Here is a 23,966-nt window from a genome sequence, read left to right as displayed (position 1 = left end):
AAATCAATATAACTCAAACTCCGATCCTTAATGATCTAAATTTATAAATTTAAATATGATCTTAAGGACTCATAGCAGTCGAAATTGCTATAAGGGTTTAATCAGAAATGATTGAGCCTCCCGTATTTGGAAAGGTGTTTATGCAACTTCAAGATCAGTTTTCGCGTAAATTTTATTATTTACGCTTATCAATTACAGACGTTTGTAATTTCAAATGTAACTACTGCTTACCAGATGGCTATAAAGCTGACGGTAAACCTGAATTCTTAGGGCGAGATGAATTACGTCGTATCGTGACAGGGTTTGCGGAAATGGGGACTGAAAAGGTCCGTATTACTGGTGGTGAACCTTCATTACGGAAAGACTTCACGGATATTATTTCAGACATTGCCGAGATCCCTAAAATTAATAAGGTAGCGACAACGACAAACGGTTTTAATCTAGAAAAATATGCACAACAATGGCGTGATGCAGGACTTGATGCATTAAATGTCAGTATTGACAGCTTAGATGCTCGTATGTTTCGTCAGATTACTGGTAAGAACATGTTCCACAAAGTAATGGCTGGCCTTGATGCTGCTTTTACTGCTGGCTTTGAAACCGTTAAAGTGAATACGGTATTAATGCGTAACTTAAATGATATCGAGCTGGATGATTTTCTAAATTGGATCAAAACTAGGCCGATTCAATTGCGCTTCATTGAATTAATGCAAACTGGTGATAACCAAGCTTTGTTTGATAAGCACCATGTTTCTGGCGCGAGTATTCGTGACAAATTAATACTGCAAGGTTGGGTAAGTAAAGTTAGAGGTAAGGCGGATGGACCTGCACAAGTTTTTATTCACCCTGATTATATTGGTGAAATTGGTTTAATTATGCCTTATGAGAAGAATTTTTGTTCAACTTGTAACCGCCTACGTGTTTCTACGAAAGGGCGCTTACATTTATGCTTATTTGGCGAAGGCGGTGTTGAATTACGTGATTTATTGCAAGATGATAACCAGCAACAAGCGTTAATAGAGCGTGTGGTAGGACATATGTCTGAGAAGAAATCGACACATTTCTTACAAGACGGATTTACCGCGAATACACCACATCTTGCGTCTATTGGTGGCTAAAAGTTAGAAAGTTCGTATATCTCCTTCTAAAACCCTCCCCAGTTCAATGCTAATTTAAATAGCGTAACATGATGTTACGTTATTTAAATTGCTACAAAAATGCACATTTCAAAAGTATTACCTATAATTTTAGGTATTTGTTGTAATCAGGTTTATTAAAATAGACCCTTTCAATAAAGGGCTTAATGATATTCATTTTAATATCAATTTATTGATCTAAATTAAGTTTTACTTAGCTTATCCATTAGGGAGTATATTAGGTGTGGGTTATTTGTATCATCATGAAACAAATATCTTTATAGACTGATGTGGATTTTAAACGACACATTTAAACATGAATTATTTTACAAGGTAGTTTTATGAGTATAAATCTAGCTCGACGTTCGTTATTCCGTCGTAAAGATCAAGACAATGTTGTACGACTACCTTGGTTAAAAGCAGACTTAGATTTTACTGATAAGTGCACCCGCTGTGGTGATTGTAGCAAGGCTTGTCCTGAGCAAATTATAATAGTAGGTGACGGCGGATTTCCTGAAATTGATTTTAGCGTATCAGAATGCAATTTTTGTAAAGAATGTGTAAATCACTGTAAAGAGGATTTATTTGATTTAACTCAAGCTCAAGCTTGGGATAATAAAGCTGCCATTTCAATAAGTTGCTTAAATAATGAGTCTGTATATTGTCGAAGTTGTGCGGAATCTTGTGAATCCGAAGCTTTGAAATTTAATTTTACTAGTACAACGTTTGTTAGCCCAGATGTTGTATTAGATGATTGTAATGGTTGTGGTGCTTGCGTTTCAGTTTGTCCTGTTAATGCAATCGCTGTGAAGCTCAATCGTTAAATTTTAGTTATTAAGAATATGTTTTATAATAATTATAAGGTCATAAAATGGCAGAACAAGAAGTTCATATATCAAGTCTAATTATTCACGTAAAACCAGAGTCTTTGGTCGACGTGAAACATAAAATCTCAGCGCTTCCAGATGCTGAAATTTACGGTGATAGTGAAGAGGGTAAAATTATCGTCGTATTAGAAACCAGTAATCAAAAATTTGTTACCGACATTATTGATAAAATTAATAATTTCGAACATGTCTTAAGTACTTCTCTTGTTTTTCACCAAATTGAAACTATCGATCCATCATGTGAGGATGATCTATGAAATTAACCAGACGTGCGTTTGTTAAAGCGAATGCGGCAGTCTCTGCGGCTGCCATTGCTGGCGTTACGCTTCCTGCTAGTGCAACAAATCTTATTGCCGTTAGCGATGAAACCAAAATTAAGTGGGATAAAGCCCCATGTCGTTTCTGCGGTACAGGTTGCTCTGTATTAGTCGGAACACAAGGTGGTAAAGTTGTTGCGACACAAGGCGATCCTGAAGCACCTGTGAACAAAGGTCTTAACTGCGTTAAAGGTTACTTCTTATCGAAAATTATGTACGGTAAAGATCGTTTAACGACACCTTTATTACGTATGAAAGACGGTAAGTTCTCTAAAGATGGTGAATTCGCTTCTATTTCATGGGATCAAGCGTTTGATATCATGGCTGAGAAGTGGAAAGCTGCATTAAAAGAAAAAGGTCCAACATCAGTCGGTATGTTTGGTTCTGGCCAATGGACGGTGATGGAAGGTTATGCTGCAGTTAAATTGATGAAAGCTGGTTTCCGTTCAAATAACATCGATCCGAATGCACGTCACTGCATGGCTTCTGCCGTTGGTGGTTTTATGCGTACATTTGGTATTGATGAGCCAATGGGCTGTTATGATGACTTTGAAGAATCAGATGCGTTTGTTCTTTGGGGTTCAAACATGGCTGAAATGCATCCCATTCTATGGACGCGTATCACTGACCGCCGTTTAAGTAATCCACACGTTAGAGTAAACGTATTATCTACGTATAAGCATCGTTCTTTTGAACTTGCTGATACAGGTGTTATTTTTAACCCACAATCAGACCTAGCAATGGCTAACTTTATTGCTAACTACATCATCCAAAACGATGCTGTAAACTGGGACTTTGTTAATAAACACACTCACTTTAAACGTACAGCAACAGATATTGGTTACGGTTTACGTGACGAACACCCAATGCAAGCTAAAGCTAAAAACCCTAACTCGGGCAAAATGACAGCAATGACATTTGAAGAGTATAAGGCGTCTGTAGCTGAGTATACAGTTGAGAAAGCATCTGAAATCTCAGGAGTATCAGAAGAAAAACTACTGACTCTTGCTAAACAATATGCCGATCCAAATATTAAAGTAATGTCACTATGGACTATGGGTATGAATCAACATACGCGTGGTGTATGGATGAACAGCCTTGTGTATAACATTCACTTACTTGTTGGTAAAATTTCACAACCAGGTAATGGTCCATTCTCACTGACAGGTCAACCTTCAGCGTGTGGTACGGCCCGTGAAGTGGGGACATTCTCACACCGTCTACCTGCAGATATGGTTGTGGCGAATCCTAAACATCGCGCCATTGCTGAAAAAATCTGGAAACTACCTGAAGGTACGATCCCACCTAAGCCGGGCTTACACGCTGTTGCTCAAAACCGTGCACTAAAAGATGGTACCTTGAACGCGTACTGGACTATGTGTAATAACAACATGCAAGCTGCACCAAACATGATGGAAGAAGGTTTACCTGGTTACCGTAACCCTGCTAACTTCATCGTTTGTTCTGACCCGTATCCAACTGTAACAGCTCAAGCATCCGATCTTATTTTACCAACAGCAATGTGGGTGGAGAAAGAGGGCGCATACGGTAACGCTGAACGTCGTACGCAAGCTTGGTATCAACAAGTTAAATCTGTTGAAGGTGCAAAATCAGATTTATGGCAGTTAATGGAATTTGCTAAACGCTTCAAAATTGAAGAAGTGTGGGGCGAAGATCTCATCGCTAAAATGCCTGAAGTCCGTGGTAAGACGATGTACGATGTACTGTATAAAAACGGTAACGTTGACGCATTCCCACTAAGCGAAGCGCAAGAGTTAAACGATGATGCAAATGATCAAGGTTTCTACGTTCAAAAAGGGCTATTCGAAGAATACGCAACCTTTGGTCGTGGTCATGGGCATGATTTAGCACCATATGATGTTTACCATACTGTTCGTGGTTTACGTTGGCCTGTTGTGAACGGTGTTGAAACGAAATGGCGTTTTGCAGAAGGCAGTGATCCATATGTAGGTAAAGGTGATGGCTTTAAGTTTTATGGTAAGCCTGATGGCAAAGCAAACATCATCTTTGCACCGTACGAAGCGCCACCAGAAGTGCCAAATGAAGATTACGACATGTGGTTATGCACTGGCCGTGTTCTTGAGCATTGGCATTCAGGTTCGATGACTGCACGTGTACCTGAACTTTATCGTGCAATGCCGGATGCGCTTTGTTATATCCATCCTGATGACGCGAAGAAACGTAACGTGCGTCGTGGTGATGAAGTACTTATTGAATCACTTCGTGGTGAAGTTCGTTGTCGTGTGGAAACACGTGGTCGTAACCGCCCACCAGTAGGCTTAGTATTTGTACCTTGGTTTGATGCGCGAGTATTAATTAACAAGGTATGCCTAGATGCTACGGATCCGTTATCAAAACAAACGGATTATAAAAAATGTGCAATCAAAATTACAAAAGTGTAATTAAGCTGCATATCTTACTGAATGATTTTGCCAGCAGTCGATGCTGGCAGATAACGGATTTATTTGCCAATAGGCGGAGAACATAATATGAGAAAATTATTGGCTGTGCTGCTAGCTGCAGGGACTTTATTCTCTGTATCAGCACAAAGTACAGAAACGGCTGTCATTGAAAATGTAAATAACGGTGGCGTTGCCTCTTTACGTGGCATCACTGAACTGGATACCACGCGTAAAGCGGACGAGTTGAAGCGTGTGATCAAAGATCGTAGTCCAATCGATCGTGACTACGTATACCAACCACCATTGGTTCCGCATCAAACACGCCATTATGAAGTGTCTTTAAATGCGAACAAATGTTTGTCATGTCATAGTTGGAAGTACGCTGGTGAAATGGGTGCAACGAAGATTAGTGTAACGCATTACCAAGGTCGTGATGGTGAAGTGTTATCGGATGTGTCACCACGTCGTTATTTCTGCCTACAATGCCATGTAACGCAAGCTGATGCATCACCGTTAATCGAAAATGAATTTAAACGTGTAGATTCATTACGCTAACGAAAAAGAGGCGATAAAATGAAGTTTATTTTAAATTTTTGGCGAAAACTGACGACACCAAGTAAAGCGGCTGTTGGTACTGTTTTAGCAATGGGCTTTCTTGGTGGTATTATTTTCTGGGGTGCCTTTAACATGGGGATGGAAGCGACAAATACAGAAGAGTTTTGTTCTGCTTGTCACGCGCCAATTGTTAAAGAACTAAAAGAAACAATTCACTATTCGAATCGTTCTGGTGTGCGTGCAATCTGTTCTGATTGTCATGTACCGCATAACTGGACTGATAAAATTGTACGTAAAGTGCAAGCGAGTAATGAAATTGTGGCATTCTTGATGGGTAAAATTTCGACTCAAGAAAAATTTGAAGCTCGTCGTAAGCATTTAGCCGTGCGTGAATGGCAACGTATGAAAGAAAATGATTCACAGGAATGCCGTAATTGTCATAACTTTGAATACATGGACTTCTCAGAGCAAGGCCCACGTAGCCGTAAGCAACACTCAACAGCGCTAGCAAGTGGCGAGAAAACGTGTGTTGATTGCCATAAAGGTATTGCCCATCAACTTCCAGATATGTCTGACGTACCTGGTTGGTAGATTGAAAAAGGAAACACGATTATGAGTACGTTAGAATACGTTATTTGGCATATTTTAGGATATGCTGCAATACCCACTATTTTACTCGCAGGATTTGTAGCTGTTGCAGGTGTATCAGTATTTGCATTATCATTTACTGCAGATAAAAATAAAGCGTAATAAGCACTTAACAAGTGACTTAATACGTGAATAAATAATCGGAAGGCCGCGTTCGTGTAATGCGGCCTTTTTTCTATTTTTTACGACCTTGAGCTAACCTTAATATCCCTGTATTATAAAGCCTCTTAATATCCCGCTTGTTTTAATATATGAACACAGCGTTAACGAAATAAAACATTGAATGAAAAATAAAAATGTATCAATTGGTTTAACCAATCCTAAAAGTCCCACTAATGTTGGTGCGGTAATGCGTGCAGCTGGTTGCTACCAAGCTGATGCGGTTTATTACACTGGTAAAAGATACGATCGCGCTTCAGCTTTTCAAACCGATACTAAAAATGTAGCCGCTAAAACCCCACTAACAGGGGTTGATAATTGGTTAGATAGTATTCCTGAATCAACAAATATTGTGTGTGTTGAACTTGCTGAAGGCGCTATACCGCTACCAGCGTTCGAACATCCAGACAATGTCATCTATATCTTTGGTCCTGAAGACGGCACCATAGATCAAAAAGTGATCGATCGTGCAATGGCCGTTGTTTACGTGCCGACAGTCGGCTGTATGAACCTCGCAGCGACAGTGAATGTATTACTCTATGATCGCCTTGCAAAGTCAGTAGATACCATCGCTAATGACGCGTTAATCCGCGAAAGTCGTGACAACAATAATAAAGTAAAAGTTATAAGCATAAAGTAAAAGTCACAAGCTGATCAAGATCAACGACCGATAAGCTTAATCTTTTATAATCACTTCGTTTACATGACCGAATTTAAAAGGAAAAATAATGAGCCATGCTGAATCAGGGTTTAAAGCTGCCAAATTAGCAGTATTGACCGTATCCGATACCCGTAATGAAGAAACAGATACTTCAGGGCGCTTTCTTGCTGAGGCTCTTGTTGCTGATGGTCATGTCCTATTGGACAAAAAGATCGTTATTGATGATAAGTATAAGATCCGTGCCATCGTATCTCAATGGATTGCGGATGAAGATATTCAAGGTGTACTTATCACTGGCGGTACAGGTTTTACAGCTCGGGATATGACGCCTGAAGCGGTGTTGCCATTATTTGATAAAGCGATTGAAGGCTTTGGTGAATTATTCCGCGCAGTGTCATATGACGAGATCGGGACATCAACGATTCAAAGCCGCGCTGTTGGTGGTTTTGCTAATAAAACAGTTATTTTCTGCATGCCTGGTTCAACGGGTGCATGTAAAACGGGTTGGAATAAGATCCTGCGTGAGCAGTTGAATAATTCACATCGTCCATGCAACTTCATGCCACATATCTAAGTAATAGGATTTATTAATGTCTCAAGAATTTACACATGTAAATGCTTCTGGTGAAGCAAATATGGTTGATGTGACAGAGAAAACAGTCACTCAACGTGAAGCAAGAGCTGAAGCAATTGTGCGTATGTCAGCAGAAACACTGGCGCTTATTATGTCGGGCGACCATCACAAAGGTGATGTGTTTGCAACGGCTCGTATTGCGGGTATCCAAGCGGCAAAAAAAACATCTGATATTATTCCGCTTTGTCATCCGTTAATGTTGACTAAAGTGACGGTTGAATTAACCCCAGAACCTGAGAATAATCTTGTTCGTATCGAAACTTGCTGCAAATTGTCGGGTAAAACAGGCGTAGAAATGGAAGCGCTAACTGCCGCATCTGCTGCAGCGTTAACCATTTATGATATGTGTAAAGCGGTTCAGAAAGACATTATCATTGATGGTGTTAAGCTACTTGAAAAAACCGGTGGCAAGTCAGGTCATTTTAAAGTTTAAATTGCGCAGGTATTATCATGATTAAAGTTTTATTTTTTGCACAAATTAGAGAATTGATTGATTGCGCTGAACTGAACGTTACAGGTCCGTTTGAATCAGTTAACGCATTGCGCGCTGAACTAGCAGCTAAAGGCGGCAAGTGGGCACTGGCGCTTGATTCAGATAAATTATTAGTCGCTGTTAATCAAGAAATCTGTAGCTTAGACTCACCGGTTGAAGACGGTGCTGAAGTTGCATTTTTCCCACCTGTAACAGGGGGATAAGACGATGTTTACTGATGCAATTCAAATCCAAACTGAAGATTTTGATCTGGCAACTGAATATGCTGCCTTAGGCCAAAGCTATAGTACGGGCGCCGTGGTTACTTTTATCGGTAAAGTACGTGATTTTAACCAAGGTGATAACGTGTCGGGTTTAACACTTGAGCATTATCCAGGCATGACCGAAAAATCGCTGGCGAAAATCTTAGTTGAAGCTGAAACTCGTTGGTCAATTCAAGGTGTTAAAGTGATCCACCGTATTGGTGAATTAGCGTTAGGTGACCAGATTGTTTTTGTTGGTGTTGCAAGTATGCACCGTGGTGATGCTTTCCAAGCCTGCGAATTCATTATGGACTACCTGAAGACACAAGCGCCATTCTGGAAAAAAGAAGCCACTGAAGAGGGGGCACATTGGGTTGATGCCCGTGAAACCGATACGACAGCTGCTGATCGCTGGAAATAATATTCTCCTGTAATAAATAGCAGTGATGCATTCTCTATTGAGAACGTATCACTGCTAATGTTATTGCACTTAATCTAATGAGCACTTAACTTCACTAGATACAATCAAGAATGAATGTCATGATGGTATCTTCTTCGCTTTTCATACTTAGCGCTTTTGGTACGTAATGAGGCGACTTCAATATGCCCCGCGCAATCAACTCATCCAGTAATATTTTTGAGTTAAAGCCGGTTTTACCGATAAATAAACTGCTGATATCACCTTGTTTATACATCTGTAGGGCTTCTTTTAATCCGCGTAGATATAAATAATCTTTGGTAAAACCACCGCCACGATAAGCTCTTAACGTAATGGTAAAGGCATCATCTATCGTCACATTATGACCGTTAATCAAGTCTAAATAGCACTGATTAAATGATTCTCCAGCCACCATTTTCGATACTGCAATAACGCGTAATGCGAGTGTCTTTAAGCGGTGTAGCGGTAAATTACCCGATAAATATTCACATAAAATAGCCAAACCTTCTTGGGCATGGGTATTCCCTGGTAGCCCTAATTTAAAGATATGTAATGGTTGTACCTCTGCGTTGGCAGTCGTTAATAAATGCACGCCCAATTCATGATGAATCAGCGCATTAAGATCTGTGTCATTAAATGAGCATTCATTATTTACTTTAATGGTACGGCCACTTACCATCGCTCTCGCGATCATATTCTTCGCTTCGACAACCTTACATTTTACGCCATATTCTGCAGCTGCTTGTTGAAACGCGGCGACAGCACCAGCGGCGTCAATACTCGCATCCATAATTGGAAGATATTCACATGCATGTAAAATGAACTTTGCATTACTTATATCTTCTTTATTTGGTTCACCATAATAACGCAGTGAATTATACAAGAATTGTTCAGTACCAATACTGGCTAGCAAATCAATACGCATCGCTAATTGCTCAATGACAGTACGGTACAATTTTTGAATGTCAGCATCTAAGATTGTTTCGACCGGCAATCGATATAAATTCTCCTTAAATTTGTAAGGGTCAATATCTAACTGTCGATAAGTGAAATTAGGCTGATAGGAAAATGGATTATGTAAGAATCGTTTCTTTTCCTGCTTCAAATTTTTAGGCGTAATATAGTTGAGCGTATTAATGCCACGGGCTAGGGCATATAAGTCTTTATCTAGCTTTACGACTTCTGTCGGTAGGCTAGACGATAAGACATGCCGTAGTGGTTTTCGTTTTCCTTTGCTGTAATGCGTTATTGTTGCTGCAGCATGTTCATTGATTGCTGTTTTCATGCCTTCTTTTAGTTTTTCGATAACCAATGGGAAGCTTTCACCGCCCATTTCATTCATGTATACCTTTTTAACTTCAATCGGCATGATTAAGGTATTACGAAAATGTTCGGTAACAAAACTCGCTTGATAGCCAAGCCCTTTAAAGACATCATTCTCAGCCACTGAAACCGTGATATTTGGTAACTCAATGTGTTTCAATTTACGTTGTATGTTATCGAGTACTTTACGCCAATGACGGCTATTTAATTGTTGTGTGCCAATGTTAAATGTTGGCGTCTTAGCCTCAATACGCTGATAGTTATAAGCATGAATATCATACAGTAAACACAAACCGAACTTTGCTTCTAAAGTGCTAATCAAGCACTTTAAAATACGATAGTAACGGCTATGTTTCGCTTTGCTTAATGCTATTTCGCTTGTTGGTAAAGTGTCTGACCAGATATCTTTACCCCAAGCGGTTTTATAGACACATTCAGCTAACGGTCTGTTAAGGTCATACTCATAACGAGAATCTTCAACTTGCAAAACAATCGGCTGTGAAGAAATAAAATCACCAGTAAAGGGATCTTCTTCATAATAACGCTCTTGTTCAGTCAGCAATATATGCTGACTTAATGATTCGCGTATTTGATGACCGTGATGAATCGCTGTTGCTATATGTGGCTGATACTCACTGATCCGTAATGTCAAACAGCCATCTTCTAACTGCGCAGTGAATGGTATCTGCTTACGGATATTATTGAGTATCGCCTTCTCAGTAAGCTGCTGCATCTGCAATCACCTTACGAAATTCATTTTTACGCGCAATATTGATATTCTTTGCATTGACAACACTTTCAACGAAATCAATGATCTCTACTTGTAACTTAGTGCGATTTAAACGGTTAATACGAGTAATGCCACCCGGACTTAATACATTTACTTCCACTAATTTGCCGTTGATAACATCAAGACCAACAAGGTACAGACCATCTCTAACTAATTTAGGGCCAATGTGTTTACACAAGCGTAACTCTTGCTTGGTCAGTACATGCTTTACTTCTCTACCACCAGCGTGAATATTTGAACGTACATCACCATCTGCCGGTATGCGTTTCATTGCGCCAATCGGTTGCCCGTTTAGCATCATAATACGCACGTCGCCTTCTTCAGCGCCGTCAATATAATCCTGCAAAATAACGTAGTTTTGATCGTCACCAATATAAAAATCAAGTAAGGATTTAACACTCGATTTAGCATTTTTATCCAACAAAATCACGCCTGAACCGCCGTAACCATTTAATGGCTTGAGGATCATGCAGTCTTTGGTGTTTTCGGCGAGCACTGATTCGAGATAATCACGTTGCTTTGATACATGCGTTACTGGGATGAATTCTTTATTCAAATCAGACATTGATGCCGTATACAATTTATTGTTCGCGATACGTAAACCATCAATATCATTCATGATAAAAGTATCATCACGTACAGAGTCTAAAAAGTTCAATGCCATCGTATCAAGCGGCGGATTAGCACGCATAATAATGGCGTCAAAACCTGCTAAAGGTAGCTGTGCTTCTCTAAACTCTGCTTTACGATAAAACCCTGGAATATTTGTTGATATAGCGCCTTTCTTAAGTACCTTACAAAAAGCAATCGACATGCTGTCACGCATTGTTAAATTATTCGGTGTTGTGATCGCTACAGTGTGACCGCGGCTCGCAACTTCATGGATCATGCGTAGTGTTGAATCATTTTCTGGCTCAACATTTTCCCAAGGGTACATAACAAAACAAATTTTCATAGCATTCTACCAAACTGTATAGGGGGTTATTTTTCGGCGATGGTAGGGCGGGAATGAGTTGGTGTAAAACGAACAATTTTACTGCTGACGATAAAAATAATTTGTTATTGAATATCTAAACTATATTGTATTATGTGGTTATTTATTTTATCTAGTGAAGGCTAAACTCTTGGATACAGAACTACTTAAAACATTTTTGGAAGTCACTAAGACAAGGCATTTTGGTCGTGCAGCAGATAATTTATTTTTAACACAATCTGCGGTAAGTTTTAGGATCCGTCATTTGGAATCGCAATTAGGCAATCCGCTGTTTTCACGTCAACGTGGTAATTTACAGCTGACGAGTGCAGGCGAACGTTTACTGCCTTATGCTGAGTCGATTTTACAAATGTGGGGGCGTGCGAGGAACGATATTGCCTTATCAGAAGAATTATCAGTTCAAATCACAGTAGGTGCTTCCGCAATATTCTGGGAATTTGACGGCATTTCCGATTGGATCAACCGTATTTCCAGCGCAGATCCTGGACTGGCTTTAAGGCTGGAGTCCGTGCCGCGTCAGCATATGTCTAAACGCTTACTTGATAAGAGCATTGATCTCTCAATTACCAGCGAGCCGCCAGCGAACGATGATTTTAATATTGTTAAAGTACGGGATTACCAATTGCAACTGGTCACGCATAAGCCTGATTGTGATATGGATAATATTAGCGAATTACCTTTGGTTTATTTAGACTGGAGCACGCGATTTTCTATCCAGCATAATAAAATTGCAGCGCTGCAGCGCACTGCTGTGATCCATACTGATTCATGTCGTGTTGCATTAGATCATATTATTGGTAACGGAGGGGTGGGTTATTTACCTTCACCTGTGATAGCGCAGAGTGTTGATGCGGGTTTATTGCACTTAGTACAAGATGCTCCTGTAATGGAGCAAGCGTTATACCTCGTCTGTCGTGCTGATCATGAAAAACAAACTATGATCGACAGTTTACTTGCGGTGCCGTTTAATAAAATAATCGAAAGCATCGATTAATTTTGAATGTAAAAAAACCTTATTAAATTAACCAATGACGGTTATTTAATAAGGTCTTACTATGTGTCAGCTGATTGTTACTTTTGTTTTGGCGCTGCTACATTACCTTTACGGTGTAGTTTTGCACTTGTCTTACGGTGCTTACCTTTGCTTGCTTTTTTCGTTGGTGCAGTTGTTTTTGGTTTGTGCTCAACTTTTTCTTCACCAACCGCTTTATTACGACGAGGTTGACGACGTTCGTGTGATGCACGGCCGCTAATATCAGCAATTAGACGGTCACGGTTACTTACTTCATAACCCTTAACTACTTGACGTTCAATCTTGTGACCAATCATCGCTTCGATATCTGCAAGACCGTGCTCTTCTTCGCGACATACAAATGATACAGCATTACCTGTTTCGCCAGCACGGCCAGTACGACCGATACGGTGAACGTAATCTTCCGCTAGGAAAGGTAAGTCAAAGTTAACAACGAATTTAAGACCTTGAACATCAAGACCACGCGCAGCTACATCGGTTGCAACTAGTGCACGGATTTTGCCTTCTTTAAATTCAGTTAAAGCACGACGACGAGCGCCTTGGCCTTTATCACCATGACAAACATCAGCTCGAATACCATCAAGTTTCAATTCTTTAACGATGTTGTTAGCTGCTTCTTTCGTGTTAACAAATACTAAAACTTGTTTCCAGTTTTTAGTACCGATTAATTCAGAAAGCAATTCTTGTTTACGACGTTGTTCAACAGGGTGGATAACATGCTTAATTGTTGTCGCTGTTGAGTTTTCTTTTGATGCAGAAACGATGACTGGTTGTGACAGTAATTCATTTGCTAAATGCTTCATCTGTTGCGATAACGTCGCAGAGAAAAGCATTGTTTGGTAATTAGCAGTCATGCATTCTAAGATCTTACGGATATCAGTGATGAAACCCATATCTAACATACGGTCAGCTTCATCAAGCACTAGGTGCTCAACGTTAGCAAGGTTGGTATTGTTAAGTTGTAAGTGCTCTAGTAAACGACCTGGAGTTGCTACTAATACATCAACACCCGCTTTAAGCTGTTTAGTTTGCGTTTCCATTTTAACGCCGCCATAAACACTTATAACGTTAAGTGACATGAATTGGCTATACGCTTTGATGTTGTCAGTTACTTGCGCAGCAAGCTCACGTGTAGGCACTAAAATAAGTGCTCGTACGTGAGATGAGTGGATTTCTTTCGGTGAGTCTGCAATTTGTTGCAAGATAGGTAAAGCAAAAGCAGCTGTTTTACCAGTACCAGTCTGTGCGTTTGCTAGAATATCTTTACCGCGACCAGCAGCTGGGATTGCTTGCTGTTGTACAGGCGTCATTTGGTCATAATTACAAGCTTCTAGCGCGCGTAAAATTTCGGGAGTAAAACTATATGATGAAAATTTCATTGGATATCCTAGCAATCGGGCAATATGCCCATTAAGGCGGCATATTATACAGGAATAAATAACTTAGGTGAATGTATGATTTACGTTAACGGATAAATTTTTAGCGTTAAATTTAATAAATTGTCTAGATGTTAAGCAAGGTTGCGCTTGGAAGACACTATCAATATGCTATAATCCGCCGCTTATATTAGCATCATAGGTTTTATAATGAGTAATGAACAAACGTTTAAACTAGTCGCGATCGAAGGTAATATCGGTGTTGGTAAATCAACATTGCTGCCGTTACTGGCAAAAGAATTAACAGATAATGATACCGCTAACTGGCAGTTAATATTGGAAGATGTTGATTCAGACCCTGAATTTCAACGCTTACTACAAGCGTTTACAGTGGACCCTACACGCCGTATCGAGTTTCAGCGTTACATTACTAATAAAAGATCTGATATCTGTAAAGATCTCGATCCTGCGTTCAATTACATTATTGAGCGTTCATTATTTTCAGACCTGGTTTTCTGTCAAGCAAACCTAGCAGAAGCATGTCGTCCTGATGGTAAAGATCTTGATTATTATTATGATATTCAAACTAAATTAGCTGATTATCCTCGTGTATCTGCAGTTGTATATTTGCGTTGTGAAGCTGAAACTGCGTATACGCGCATGCTTTCACGCGCTCGTGATGCCGAGCAGGGAACGCCACGTGATTATCTACAGTTGATTTCGGATTGTCATGATACATTTTTACCGCATATCTGCCGTAAATATAATACCGTGTTACTGACTGAAGATTGGACTCACTTTGGTTGCCCAGCTACGCTAGCTAAACGCATTATTAGCGAAGGCATTTAGTTGAAATACAATGGTGTAGTAAATACTATGCCATTGTTTTTTTATATGAATTAGACTAATCTGTAAATCATCATTTTCCTTTACATGGAAAGTACGATTCTTTATTTGAACTGTGCTAAGTCAAGGTCTCAGTTAGTGAAATTACGTACGCTATTCACACTCATTTTGTTGTTATATTCTGCAGCCTTCTCTGTACCTGCATTCGCCGTATCCAGCATCGATTTTAAATTAACTGGTGTTTCAGGTGATATCGAAGATAATATTGATTCATACCTCTCTACAATCGCAGTACCTAAGGGTAATAATTACAGTTTTTTTGAATCTAAAGTTAGAAAAAACATTGTTGATTCTATCCAAGTCTTTGGCTTTTATACCCCTGAAATAACTCTTAATCTGACACTTGATGACGATGAACTACTTGTCTTTATCGACATTAAACTCGGTCAAAGAGTGAAATTGGCCAACGTTAATATTCAGATTGACGGTGAGGCCGCCGATGATCCGATGTTTTTGACATTACTCAGTACTAAGCCGCTTATCTCTGGTGCTAATTTATCACATCAAAATTATGACAAATTTAAAGCGGATATTACTAAACTTGCGATCGAACGTGGTTACTTTGATGGTAAATGGCTAAAGAGTGAAGTCAGAGTCAGTGTTAAAAAACACCGAGCAGATATTGATCTTATCTTTGATAGTAAAGAACGTTATGTATTTGGTGAATCAGTACTCTCTAATCAAACTAAATCAGCATCTATTATCTCTGAGTTAGCGACCTTTAAAGAAGGACAAGAGTTTGAGTCTAATTTGGTTTCAGAATACAGTTTAGCCTTGTTCAATAGTCGTTATTTCCAGTCTGCATCGGTAGCGCCTGATCTTAATGCGAGAAAAGATGGTCAAGTACCGATCATTATTACGGTGATCAACCATCCGAGCAACACTTATGAAGTTGGTGTGGGTTATTTGAGTGACGTTGGTGTTAGAGGCTCACTGGGTTGGAAAAAACCATGGATTAATAACCGTGGTGATAGTATTTCTGCTGATTTTGAATACTCAACAGTACAGCAGGAATTGACATTAAATTATGACATTCCAATTGAAGACCCGATCACTAACATTGCTAAAATTCAGCTTGGTTTTCAGCGCAAGGATAACCAAGATACCGACAGTAAATTGTTTACGCTGCAGTTACAACGTCAGTTTGAGCTCGAATCCAAGTGGTTACGAACTTGGTTTATCAAAGTTGAACAAGAAGATTTTACGCAAGGTAGCCAAGTTGGTAGTAGTCTGATGATATTACCTGGCGTCAGCTTTGCGAGAACGAAACAACGTGGCGGCGTTGACCCTTACTGGGGAAATCAGCAATTATTTAGTGTTGAAACCGCGAGTAAATATTGGGGCGCTGATACTGATATGTTAAAAGTCCAAAGTAGAACGAAATATTTACGTTCTATTGATAGAACGCATTTCTTTACTGGCCGTTTCGATCTTGGTGCTATTTATGTTGACGAAATTGAAAGCGTACCAGCTTCAATGCGTTTCTTTGCTGGTGGTAGTCAGAGTATACGCGGTTATGATTATGAAACAGTTACACCTACCGATGATGCTGGTGCTTATATAGGTGGCCGTTATTTAACGGTAGGTTCACTCGAGTACGGTTATCAATTTGCAGAGAAATGGCGTATCGGTATTTTTGCCGACGCAGGGACGTCAACGAATGACTTTTCCGAACCTGTTAGCGTGGGTGTCGGTACTGGTATACGCTGGTTGACCCCGATCGGCCCCGTTAAACTTGATTTCGCGGTACCTGTTAAATCAGATACTGATAATAAGTATACTTTTCACCTGTATATTGGACCTGAAATGTAATGCGTATATTTATCCTATTTTTTACCTTATTGGTTTTATTTTTCGGCGCCATTGTTGGGTTACTTGGCAGCCATGCTGGTAATCAATATATTATTAGTAAATTGAATAAATCCGATTTACCACTGCATCTTACTTTAGAACAAGGTACTGTCTTAAGTCAGGCTCGCTGGAAAACAATAGATTGGCAAGGTGATTTATTACAACTGTCGATTACAGATCTAGATTACCAAATTGATTTATCTTGTTTAGTCAGTGCAGAAGTGTGCGTCAATTCAATTAATGCTGCAGCAGTGCATTATTCAATGCCACTCAAAAAAGAACCTCCGGTACTTTTAGGCATCGATTTGGGTGATGCATTAACTCGTATCGCTGCGCTTGATGATCAAATCAGTAATGATGATTGGCAGTTGCATATCCCATTGTTCATTCGAACGAAAAACATCGATATAAGTAATATCAATGTAGAGATCGCCAATACCCACATTACAGCAGACAGACTTGAAGGTGCGGTTAATTTATCTGGGCGCGATATCACCGTTACGTCACTAAAAACCACAAATGTCTTTGTGAAAGTGATGACTGATGCAGCAAACAGCAGCGATATAGAAACAAAGCTACAGACAGTGGTTGAAAACAGCAAGCAATTAGAGGCTGTTTCTGAACTGCTCAATGAGTTTTCACTTTATCAAGTATCCATTCCATTACGAGTCGATGTACTCGATGCTAAATTAGCGGAATCTAAACTCCAGGTTAATGACTTATTTTTGGACTTCAATAGAATCGATTTAATTGGTTTTATTGATGCCGGTGAAGTTGGCATTGAAAAACTAAATGTTGCTATGCCAGAGGCTGATACCCGGTTAACGGGAGAGATATTATTACAACAAAGTTACCCTTTGTTTGTAAACGTGCAAACAACATTGAAGCAGCCCGCATTACTAAATCAGCTCGTCGTCGATGTGAAAGCAGGCGGTAGTCTTGATAAGATAAATTTATCGATAAATACTTCTGCGCCGGTTCAGGACAAAAACACGAATAAGGGTCATGGACAGAAAAATACTGAAATTAATATCAAGGCGTCATTATCACCGTTAAAATCAGCGTTACCATTTTCTATTGATGCTAATTGGCAAGATTTAGGCTGGCCATTATTCTCACCATCGTTTATTGAAACAACCGCGGGCTCGTTATCATTACAAGGGGATTTAGATGATTATAAGATTACTCTTTCTGGTTTACTTGATATTGATAATGCCCCGTTATTCGACCTTGACATAAATGGCCGAGGTGATCTAGATGGACTGGTGTTATCAAGGGTTAGCGCTGAAACTTTAGGTGGTACAGTGACCGCTTCAGCTAAGGTTGATTGGGTTAATGAGATAACAGTAAGCAGTAAAATAGCAACGAGCGGTGTACATCTTGATAAATATTGGCCTGACGTAAAATTACAACCCAGTGGTGATGTTCGCGTTGACTTTAAACTTCAGCCGCAATCTAATAATGATTGGCTTGTCGATGTACATGATATTAATCTTGTCGCTGATGTTGAAGGTTATCCATTAACACTACAGGGACAGCTTACCTTAAACCAAAATTTATATTGGCGTTTGAATAATTTTGCGCTTTTCCGCGGCGAGGATTCTATTCAGCTAGACGGTATCATTAATGAGCAATTCAAGTTAGGCGGTGAAATAGATGTAAAAACATTCGCGCCTTATATTTCAGGGGCTTCGGGTAGTACTTTTGGTTATTTTACTGTGATTGGCAACAAATCTAAGCCTTGGTTAAACTTTAATCTTTTCACTGATAATGTATCTTTGCAAGATAATAATCTAAAACGTGCCGAGTTAAGTGGTCGCATTAGCTTAACCGAGCGTCCTGAAGGTGTGCTCTCGCTTTCAGGTGAAGAGTTACGCATTGGCGAGCAGGTTATTAATAAAGTAGGCGTTGAGTATCAAGCAAGCAGTGCCAGTAATAGTCTAAGTCTCAATGTTGAAAATGATAAAAATAACGCGCAATTGAAGATTGCAGGTTCTTGGCTAGGTGATAATTGGCAAGGAAAAGTGACGAAAGGACGTGTTAATTCCGAATATGGCAATTGGATAATAGATCCTAATGTGACATTTTCTTACGAAGGTAAAGATAATTATCTTGCTGTTGAGCAACATTGTTGGAATGAAAAACAAGCTACGCTCTGCTTAGGCTTTGATGGCAAGCTTGATCAGGCCGATAAATTTGAATTTCAATTACATGATTACGATATTAATAAATTGGCGTTAGAAACGGCAAACAACCTTGAAATCGAAGGCTTGCTTAACATTGAGAGTGAAGTTTCATGGGGTAAAGAAATACCGTTACAGTTAAATTCTGAATTGAGTATCGTTAATGGTTCGATGCTTATTTATAATGAAGAAGAAAGCAATACTGCGAATTTTGAAACCCTAACAATGAAAGTTGGTCTAGATGAGTCGAGCCTCTCAGTCAAAGCAAATATTAAATCCCATGAGTTAGGCGGTGTATCAGCTGATATTCGAATTGATGACGTATTTACGACGCGTGAACTGAGCGGTAATATCGATATTATTGATATTGATCTCTCATTTATGGAACCTTTGATTTATCAAGTAGACGTACTTAATGGTGTTGTCTCTGGCGCAGGTGTTATCGATGGAACGTTAGATAAACCTAAAGTTATTGGCCAGTTTAATGTGAATAATGGCTATTTAGCGGGTGATGAATTACCGGTCACACTGGAGAGCTTTCAATTTAATATCGAGGTGAGTGGTCAAAATGCAGCGATTACGGGTACTGCTAACTCCGAAAAGGGGATCGCGAAAGCTGTTGGTAGCCTTGCTTGGGGTGATTCATTCAATTATGAGTTGTTACTTCACGGCGATAATTTTGAGTTTGATGATAATAAAGGCGTGAAATTACAGTTCAGTCCTAAAATTAAAATTACTGGGAACGATGTCGGCGCAAAAATCACTGGTGATATCGTCATTCCGTCTGCATTAATCAAAGTTGAGCAATTACCACAGAGCGCTATCCAAGTGTCTAATGATGTGATTATTATTGATGCTGATAACGTCACTAATTACCAATCCTATCCACTTGACGTCGAAGTTAATATTAAGCTGCTTGACGATGTGAAAATTAATTCTTTTGGCCTCAAATCTGATATTACGGGCGCGGTAACTATCGTGTTAGATAAAGATGGTAACTTGTTCTCTGACGGGATACTCCAATTTGAAAATGGTCGTTACCGTTCGTTTGGACAGGATCTGTATATTCGTCAGGGCCAAGTTGTGTTTTCTGGTTCGATAGATAACCCGCTCATTAACGTTGAAGCGATCCGGAATACTGAGCTGACCGAGGATAATGTCATTGTCGGTGTGCGCCTTATTGGTCCAGCTAAAAAACCAGTGTTTACTATATTTTCAGAACCTGACATGGAACAGACGCGTATGATTTCATATTTATTACGTGGTCGTGATATTGGTTCTGAAGACGAGACAAGTCAAGATGATGTCCTCAAGACATTACTTATTAGCTCTAGCCTAGGTCAAGGTGAAGGGGTTATTGGATTTGTCGGTGATACATTAGGGGTGAAAGATTTTGCTATTGATACTCAAGGGCAAGGAAATGATACACGCGTTGAAATGAGTGGTTACATATTACCAGGCGTTCAGATCCGTTACGGTATCGGCATATTTTCAGCGCTCAGTGAAGTGATTGTACGATATGAGATCATTCCAAAACTGTATATCGAGCTAGTGAGTGGTGTCGATAGTGCTGTGGATATTTATTATAAATTTAGTCGTTAGCCTTTATATGTGACTTTTTACTTCGGTAAGCGGGTAAGAAAGGTAGCTGTTTAGATCAACTGAGTACGATGTTAACTTGGTAAAGTTGAAAAATAAAAGCAGCTTAGCTGCTTTTTATCACGATAGAAGGCGGTTATTTTATGTCGCTTGCCTCATGCGCCGAAATAGAAATCGCGTGTGAGCCTTTTGGTCCTTGGTCAATTTCATAATCTACCAGCTGTCCCGCTTTTAACGTTCGGTATCCATCCATCTGTATAATTGAAAAGTGTGCGAACACATCATCACCACCAGACTCTGGGCAAATGAAGCCGAATCCCTTAGCATTATTGAACCATTTAACCGTACCGGTTGCCATACTTCTGCATCCTTTCTGTAATTGCAAATTGTTTGATTACTGAACTGTCATCATCCTTATTAACTTAAGGAGAATAGATGTATGTAATTATCAACAATAAAGTTAAATAATTGATCGTAAATAAATACATCTTGTTAATAAATTTAGTTTATTCGCAACTATAGTCAAGTTAATATTCCTAAAAATGGTTAAAATGAGGTAAACTGAGACGAAAGGTTGAAAGTTATTAGCCCAAATCTGTGATAGGTACTAAGATAGAATTATGAGTAAGTTAGATGAACTGATTGATTTCAAAACAAGTATAGAAAGTGAGCAAGAGTTAAAACCACCTTCATTTTACAAAGTGTTTTTGAATAATGATGACTATACTCCAATGGATTTCGTTGTAGATGTACTGCAAAGGTTTTTTTCTATGGATATAGATAAGGCTAACCAAATCATGTTAACTGTTCATTATCGGGGCAGGGGTGTTTGTGGTGTATTTACGGCTGATATAGCGGAAACAAAAGTATCACAGGTAATGCAATATGCAAAAGACAACGAACAGTCCTTATTATGTACCATGGAACAAGCATAAGCGTAATGATGGCAATGTTACGCAACACGTAGTTATAGGGAGATGCCTATGTTAAGCAAAGATCTAGAAATTACGCTGAATGAAGCGTTTAAAACTGCACGTGAAAATCGTCATGAGTTCATGACGGTCGAACATCTACTGGTTTCACTACTAAGTAACAAGTCTGCCAGCGAAGCAATTAAAGGCTGCTCTGGTGATATAGACGCTATTCGTGATGAACTACTCCTCTTTTTAGAACAAACGACACCTATTTTACCTGAATCTGACGAAGATCGAGAGACGCAGCCTACACTTGGTTTCCAACGCGTTTTGCAACGCGCAGTGTTTCATGTGCAATCGTCAGGTAATAACGAAGTAACAGGGGCCAATGTACTTGTTGCTATTTTCAGTGAGCAAGAGTCCCAAGCGGCCTATATTTTAAAAAAATCAGGCATGAGTCGTCTTGATGTGATTAATTTTATCTCACACGGTATTCGCAAAAATGATGAAGAACCGCATGTTGAAGACAATCAAGATGCTTCAGAACAAGCAACTAATGACAGCGAAGATCAATCAACAAAATTAGAAAATTTCTCAACCAATTTGAATAAGTCAGTTGTTGAGGGACGTATTGACCCATTAATTGGACGTGAAGAAGAACTAAACCGTACTATTCAAATTTTGTGTCGACGTCGTAAAAATAATCCATTATTGGTTGGTGAAGCAGGTGTTGGTAAAACAGCGATTGCGGAAGGTCTTGCGTACAGAATTGTGCATGAAGAAGTGCCAGATGTAATGAAAAATACGCAGGTATTTTCACTTGATCTTGGTGCGTTGCTTGCTGGTACTAAATACCGTGGCGATTTTGAAAAACGTTTTAAATCGTTATTGAAACAGCTACAGAAACATGATGATGCTATTTTATTTATTGATGAAATACACACTATCATCGGAGCTGGTGCTGCGTCTGGTGGACAACTTGATGCTGCGAACTTAATCAAGCCGCTACTTAGTAACGGTACGCTACGTTGTATCGGTTCAACAACATATTCTGAATACAGCCAAATTTTTGAGAAAGACAGCGCCCTTGCCCGACGTTTCCAAAAAGTGGACGTAATAGAACCTTCTATCGACGACACAGTTAAGATCCTACAAGGACTTAAATCTCGTTACGAAGAGCATCATGATGTTCGTTATACCGCGAAAGCACTTCGTGCCGCGACTGAATTATCTGCAAAATACATTAATGAACGTCAACTACCTGATAAAGCAATTGATGTAATGGATGAAGCGGGTGCTAAACAGCGCTTACTACCTGTTAATAAGCGTAAGAAAACGATTGGTATTAGTGAGATCGAATCGATTGTGGCGAAGATGGCGCGTATACCAGAAAAATCAGTCTCTTCGAATGATCGAGATGTCCTTAAGAACTTAGAGCGTAATCTGAAAATGGTTGTGTTTGGTCAAGACCCTGCGATTGAAGTATTGACTGATGCGATCCGTTTATCACGTTCAGGCCTAGGTGCTGAAAGTAAACCAATAGGTTCGTTCTTATTTGCAGGACCTACTGGTGTTGGTAAAACAGAGGTAACTCAGCGTTTAGCCAAAATTATGGGTGTTGATCTGATCCGCTTTGATATGTCGGAGTATATGGAACGTCATACCGTATCACGTTTAATCGGTGCTCCTCCTGGTTATGTTGGTTATGATCAAGGTGGTTTATTAACTGATGCTGTTATTAAGCAACCACATGCTGTTGTGCTTCTAGATGAAATCGAAAAAGCCCATCCTGATGTGTTTAACTTGCTGTTGCAAGTGATGGATAACGGTACGTTAACCGATAATAATGGTCGTAAAGCTGATTTCCGTAATATTATCCTTGTGATGACGACAAATGCGGGTGCAACAGAAACAGTACGTCAGTCTATTGGTTTTAAAGAGCAAGACAATAATAGTGATGCGCTTGGCGAAGTGAATAAGTTATTTGCGCCTGAATTCCGTAACCGTTTAGATAATATCATTTGGTTTAATCATTTAGATATGGATGTGATTCATATGGTGGTTGATAAGTTCTTAGTTGAATTAGAAGCCCAATTAGATGATAAACAAGTCGCATTGAATGTGTCAAACGATGCTCGAAAATGGTTAGCGAATAAGGGTTATGACAAGACCATGGGGGCACGACCAATGGCGCGTGTTATTCAGGATAAAATCAAGCGTAACTTAGCGAATGAAATATTGTTTGGTAAATTGTCAAATGGCGGCGCGGTTGACATTCAGTTGAAAGACGATGAATTAGCTTTTACCTTTACAGATGTTAAGGTTACAGCAACAACAGAAACATAATTTGTTGTATACGGTATAAGCTTGTTTTTTTTCGAATTAGTGTTACTTTGTACCTAT

At 39.4% G+C, this 23,966-nt stretch carries 22 protein-coding genes and 1 riboswitch; of the genes, 18 read left to right on the top strand and 4 right to left on the bottom strand.

The features are described from left to right. The first annotated feature begins 6 nt into the window (after window positions 1–6). Window positions 7–153, top strand: a riboswitch (molybdenum cofactor riboswitch). The 12 genes from moaA (at window position 141) to moaE (ending at window position 8,576) form a co-directional block, all read left to right on the top strand. Then, the gene (gene moaA, locus FR932_RS07585) at window positions 141–1,118 is read left to right on the top strand and encodes a GTP 3',8-cyclase MoaA (protein ID WP_019440055.1); all 978 of its coding nucleotides are present in this window, start codon (window positions 141–143) and stop codon (window positions 1,116–1,118) included. (Overlaps the previous riboswitch by 13 nt.) A 359-nt stretch (window positions 1,119–1,477) precedes the next feature. Further along, window positions 1,478–1,960, top strand: coding sequence for a ferredoxin-type protein NapF (gene napF, locus FR932_RS07580; RefSeq protein WP_019440056.1), 483 nt, complete (start codon window positions 1,478–1,480; stop codon window positions 1,958–1,960). 47 nt (window positions 1,961–2,007) lie between these two features. Next, on the top strand, window positions 2,008–2,280 hold the full coding sequence (locus FR932_RS07575) for a chaperone NapD (protein ID WP_019440057.1): 273 nt from the start codon (window positions 2,008–2,010) through the stop codon (window positions 2,278–2,280). Beyond that, on the top strand, window positions 2,277–4,763 hold the full coding sequence (gene napA, locus FR932_RS07570; RefSeq protein WP_019440058.1) for a periplasmic nitrate reductase subunit alpha: 2,487 nt from the start codon (window positions 2,277–2,279) through the stop codon (window positions 4,761–4,763). Before FR932_RS07575 ends, napA begins: the two co-directional genes overlap by 4 nt. 87 nt (window positions 4,764–4,850) lie before the next feature. Further along, a complete protein-coding gene (locus tag FR932_RS07565; RefSeq protein ID WP_019440059.1) occupies window positions 4,851–5,318 on the top strand; it encodes a nitrate reductase cytochrome c-type subunit in 468 nt (155 codons plus the stop codon). Window positions 5,319–5,336: 18 nt separating this feature from the next. Continuing rightward, window positions 5,337–5,909 (top strand): NapC/NirT family cytochrome c, encoded by a 573-nt coding sequence (locus FR932_RS07560; RefSeq protein WP_019440060.1) that lies wholly within the window; start codon window positions 5,337–5,339, stop codon window positions 5,907–5,909. Between the two features lie 21 nt (window positions 5,910–5,930). Beyond that, a complete protein-coding gene (locus FR932_RS07555) occupies window positions 5,931–6,068 on the top strand; it encodes a TIGR02808 family protein (RefSeq protein ID WP_019440061.1) in 138 nt (45 codons plus the stop codon). A gap of 181 nt (window positions 6,069–6,249) precedes the next feature. Beyond that, complete coding sequence (locus FR932_RS07550) at window positions 6,250–6,765, top strand: RNA methyltransferase (protein ID WP_019440062.1); 516 nt, start codon at window positions 6,250–6,252, stop codon at window positions 6,763–6,765. A gap of 88 nt (window positions 6,766–6,853) precedes the next feature. Further along, on the top strand, window positions 6,854–7,360 hold the full coding sequence (gene moaB / locus FR932_RS07545) for a molybdenum cofactor biosynthesis protein B (protein ID WP_019440063.1): 507 nt from the start codon (window positions 6,854–6,856) through the stop codon (window positions 7,358–7,360). A 16-nt stretch (window positions 7,361–7,376) separates the two neighbouring features. Beyond that, window positions 7,377–7,853 (top strand): cyclic pyranopterin monophosphate synthase MoaC, encoded by a 477-nt coding sequence (gene moaC / locus FR932_RS07540; RefSeq protein WP_019440064.1) that lies wholly within the window; start codon window positions 7,377–7,379, stop codon window positions 7,851–7,853. Between the two features lie 17 nt (window positions 7,854–7,870). Then, on the top strand, window positions 7,871–8,116 hold the full coding sequence (gene moaD, locus FR932_RS07535; protein WP_019440065.1) for a molybdopterin synthase sulfur carrier subunit: 246 nt from the start codon (window positions 7,871–7,873) through the stop codon (window positions 8,114–8,116). 4 nt (window positions 8,117–8,120) lie between these two features. Further along, a complete protein-coding gene (gene moaE, locus FR932_RS07530) occupies window positions 8,121–8,576 on the top strand; it encodes a molybdopterin synthase catalytic subunit MoaE (RefSeq protein WP_019440066.1) in 456 nt (151 codons plus the stop codon). A 94-nt stretch (window positions 8,577–8,670) separates the two neighbouring features. On the opposite strand, the gene FR932_RS07525 is transcribed toward moaE, so the two are convergent. Both FR932_RS07525 and gshB read right to left on the bottom strand, forming a co-directional pair. After that, on the bottom strand, window positions 8,671–10,650 hold the full coding sequence (locus FR932_RS07525; RefSeq protein WP_019440067.1) for a flavohemoglobin expression-modulating QEGLA motif protein: 1,980 nt from the start codon (window positions 10,648–10,650) through the stop codon (window positions 8,671–8,673). Further along, window positions 10,634–11,662 (bottom strand): glutathione synthase, encoded by a 1,029-nt coding sequence (gshB, locus tag FR932_RS07520; protein ID WP_019440068.1) that lies wholly within the window; start codon window positions 11,660–11,662, stop codon window positions 10,634–10,636. The genes FR932_RS07525 and gshB overlap by 17 nt, the downstream gene beginning before the upstream one ends. Window positions 11,663–11,831: 169 nt before the next feature. Between gshB and FR932_RS07515 the strand changes: the two genes are divergently transcribed. Then, window positions 11,832–12,695, top strand: a complete 864-nt coding sequence (locus FR932_RS07515) for a LysR family transcriptional regulator (RefSeq protein WP_019440069.1) — start codon at window positions 11,832–11,834, stop codon at window positions 12,693–12,695. Window positions 12,696–12,772: 77 nt separating this feature from the next. Here FR932_RS07515 and FR932_RS07510 read toward each other — a convergent pair whose 3' ends face one another. Further along, the gene (locus FR932_RS07510) at window positions 12,773–14,113 is read right to left on the bottom strand and encodes a DEAD/DEAH box helicase (RefSeq protein WP_019440070.1); all 1,341 of its coding nucleotides are present in this window, start codon (window positions 14,111–14,113) and stop codon (window positions 12,773–12,775) included. A 207-nt stretch (window positions 14,114–14,320) separates the two neighbouring features. Between FR932_RS07510 and FR932_RS07505 the strand changes: the two genes are divergently transcribed. The 3 genes from FR932_RS07505 to tamB all read left to right on the top strand — a co-directional run bounded on the left by FR932_RS07505 (window position 14,321) and on the right by tamB (window position 20,652). Continuing rightward, window positions 14,321–14,959, top strand: a complete 639-nt coding sequence (locus FR932_RS07505; protein WP_019440071.1) for a deoxynucleoside kinase — start codon at window positions 14,321–14,323, stop codon at window positions 14,957–14,959. Window positions 14,960–15,094: 135 nt separating this feature from the next. Further along, window positions 15,095–16,828: an autotransporter assembly complex protein TamA gene (locus tag FR932_RS07500; protein ID WP_019440072.1), complete on the top strand. Its 1,734-nt coding sequence runs from the start codon at window positions 15,095–15,097 to the stop codon at window positions 16,826–16,828. Next, the gene (tamB, locus tag FR932_RS07495; protein ID WP_019440073.1) at window positions 16,828–20,652 is read left to right on the top strand and encodes an autotransporter assembly complex protein TamB; all 3,825 of its coding nucleotides are present in this window, start codon (window positions 16,828–16,830) and stop codon (window positions 20,650–20,652) included. The genes FR932_RS07500 and tamB overlap by 1 nt, the downstream gene beginning before the upstream one ends. Before the next feature lie 133 nt (window positions 20,653–20,785). Here the strand turns inward: tamB and cspD are convergent, their stop codons facing one another. Continuing rightward, on the bottom strand, window positions 20,786–21,007 hold the full coding sequence (gene cspD, locus FR932_RS07490) for a cold shock domain-containing protein CspD (protein WP_019440074.1): 222 nt from the start codon (window positions 21,005–21,007) through the stop codon (window positions 20,786–20,788). Window positions 21,008–21,269: 262 nt separating this feature from the next. Between cspD and clpS the strand changes: the two genes are divergently transcribed. Both clpS and clpA read left to right on the top strand, forming a co-directional pair. Beyond that, complete coding sequence (clpS, locus tag FR932_RS07485; RefSeq protein WP_019440075.1) at window positions 21,270–21,584, top strand: ATP-dependent Clp protease adapter ClpS; 315 nt, start codon at window positions 21,270–21,272, stop codon at window positions 21,582–21,584. Window positions 21,585–21,632: 48 nt separating this feature from the next. Beyond that, window positions 21,633–23,909 carry an ATP-dependent Clp protease ATP-binding subunit ClpA gene (gene clpA / locus FR932_RS07480; protein ID WP_019440076.1) on the top strand — a complete coding sequence of 759 codons (2,277 nt, stop codon included), beginning with the start codon at window positions 21,633–21,635 and terminating at the stop codon, window positions 23,907–23,909. Window positions 23,910–23,966: the final 57 nt, after the last annotated feature.

Source organism: Moritella marina ATCC 15381 (genome assembly GCF_008931805.1).
Taxonomy (GTDB): Bacteria; Pseudomonadota; Gammaproteobacteria; order Enterobacterales; family Moritellaceae; genus Moritella; species Moritella marina.
Note: the sequence above shows the minus strand (reverse complement) of the source record. Positions and strands in the feature narration are given on the sequence as shown.

Coding starts and splice junctions, on each gene's coding strand:
- FR932_RS07510 (WP_019440070.1), bottom strand. CDS start 14,113: ATGAAATTTTCATCATATAGTTTTACTCCCGAAATTTTACGCGCGCTA.
- clpA (WP_019440076.1), top strand. CDS start 21,633: ATGTTAAGCAAAGATCTAGAAATTACGCTGAATGAAGCGTTTAAAACT.
- clpS (WP_019440075.1), top strand. CDS start 21,270: ATGAGTAAGTTAGATGAACTGATTGATTTCAAAACAAGTATAGAAAGT.
- moaD (WP_019440065.1), top strand. CDS start 7,871: ATGATTAAAGTTTTATTTTTTGCACAAATTAGAGAATTGATTGATTGC.
- gshB (WP_019440068.1), bottom strand. CDS start 11,662: ATGAAAATTTGTTTTGTTATGTACCCTTGGGAAAATGTTGAGCCAGAA.
- moaB (WP_019440063.1), top strand. CDS start 6,854: ATGAGCCATGCTGAATCAGGGTTTAAAGCTGCCAAATTAGCAGTATTG.
- FR932_RS07555 (WP_019440061.1), top strand. CDS start 5,931: ATGAGTACGTTAGAATACGTTATTTGGCATATTTTAGGATATGCTGCA.
- FR932_RS07505 (WP_019440071.1), top strand. CDS start 14,321: ATGAGTAATGAACAAACGTTTAAACTAGTCGCGATCGAAGGTAATATC.
- FR932_RS07525 (WP_019440067.1), bottom strand. CDS start 10,650: ATGCAGCAGCTTACTGAGAAGGCGATACTCAATAATATCCGTAAGCAG.
- FR932_RS07565 (WP_019440059.1), top strand. CDS start 4,851: ATGAGAAAATTATTGGCTGTGCTGCTAGCTGCAGGGACTTTATTCTCT.
- tamB (WP_019440073.1), top strand. CDS start 16,828: ATGCGTATATTTATCCTATTTTTTACCTTATTGGTTTTATTTTTCGGC.
- napA (WP_019440058.1), top strand. CDS start 2,277: ATGAAATTAACCAGACGTGCGTTTGTTAAAGCGAATGCGGCAGTCTCT.
- moaC (WP_019440064.1), top strand. CDS start 7,377: ATGTCTCAAGAATTTACACATGTAAATGCTTCTGGTGAAGCAAATATG.
- FR932_RS07575 (WP_019440057.1), top strand. CDS start 2,008: ATGGCAGAACAAGAAGTTCATATATCAAGTCTAATTATTCACGTAAAA.
- moaA (WP_019440055.1), top strand. CDS start 141: ATGCAACTTCAAGATCAGTTTTCGCGTAAATTTTATTATTTACGCTTA.
- cspD (WP_019440074.1), bottom strand. CDS start 21,007: ATGGCAACCGGTACGGTTAAATGGTTCAATAATGCTAAGGGATTCGGC.
- napF (WP_019440056.1), top strand. CDS start 1,478: ATGAGTATAAATCTAGCTCGACGTTCGTTATTCCGTCGTAAAGATCAA.
- moaE (WP_019440066.1), top strand. CDS start 8,121: ATGTTTACTGATGCAATTCAAATCCAAACTGAAGATTTTGATCTGGCA.
- FR932_RS07550 (WP_019440062.1), top strand. CDS start 6,250: ATGAAAAATAAAAATGTATCAATTGGTTTAACCAATCCTAAAAGTCCC.
- FR932_RS07560 (WP_019440060.1), top strand. CDS start 5,337: ATGAAGTTTATTTTAAATTTTTGGCGAAAACTGACGACACCAAGTAAA.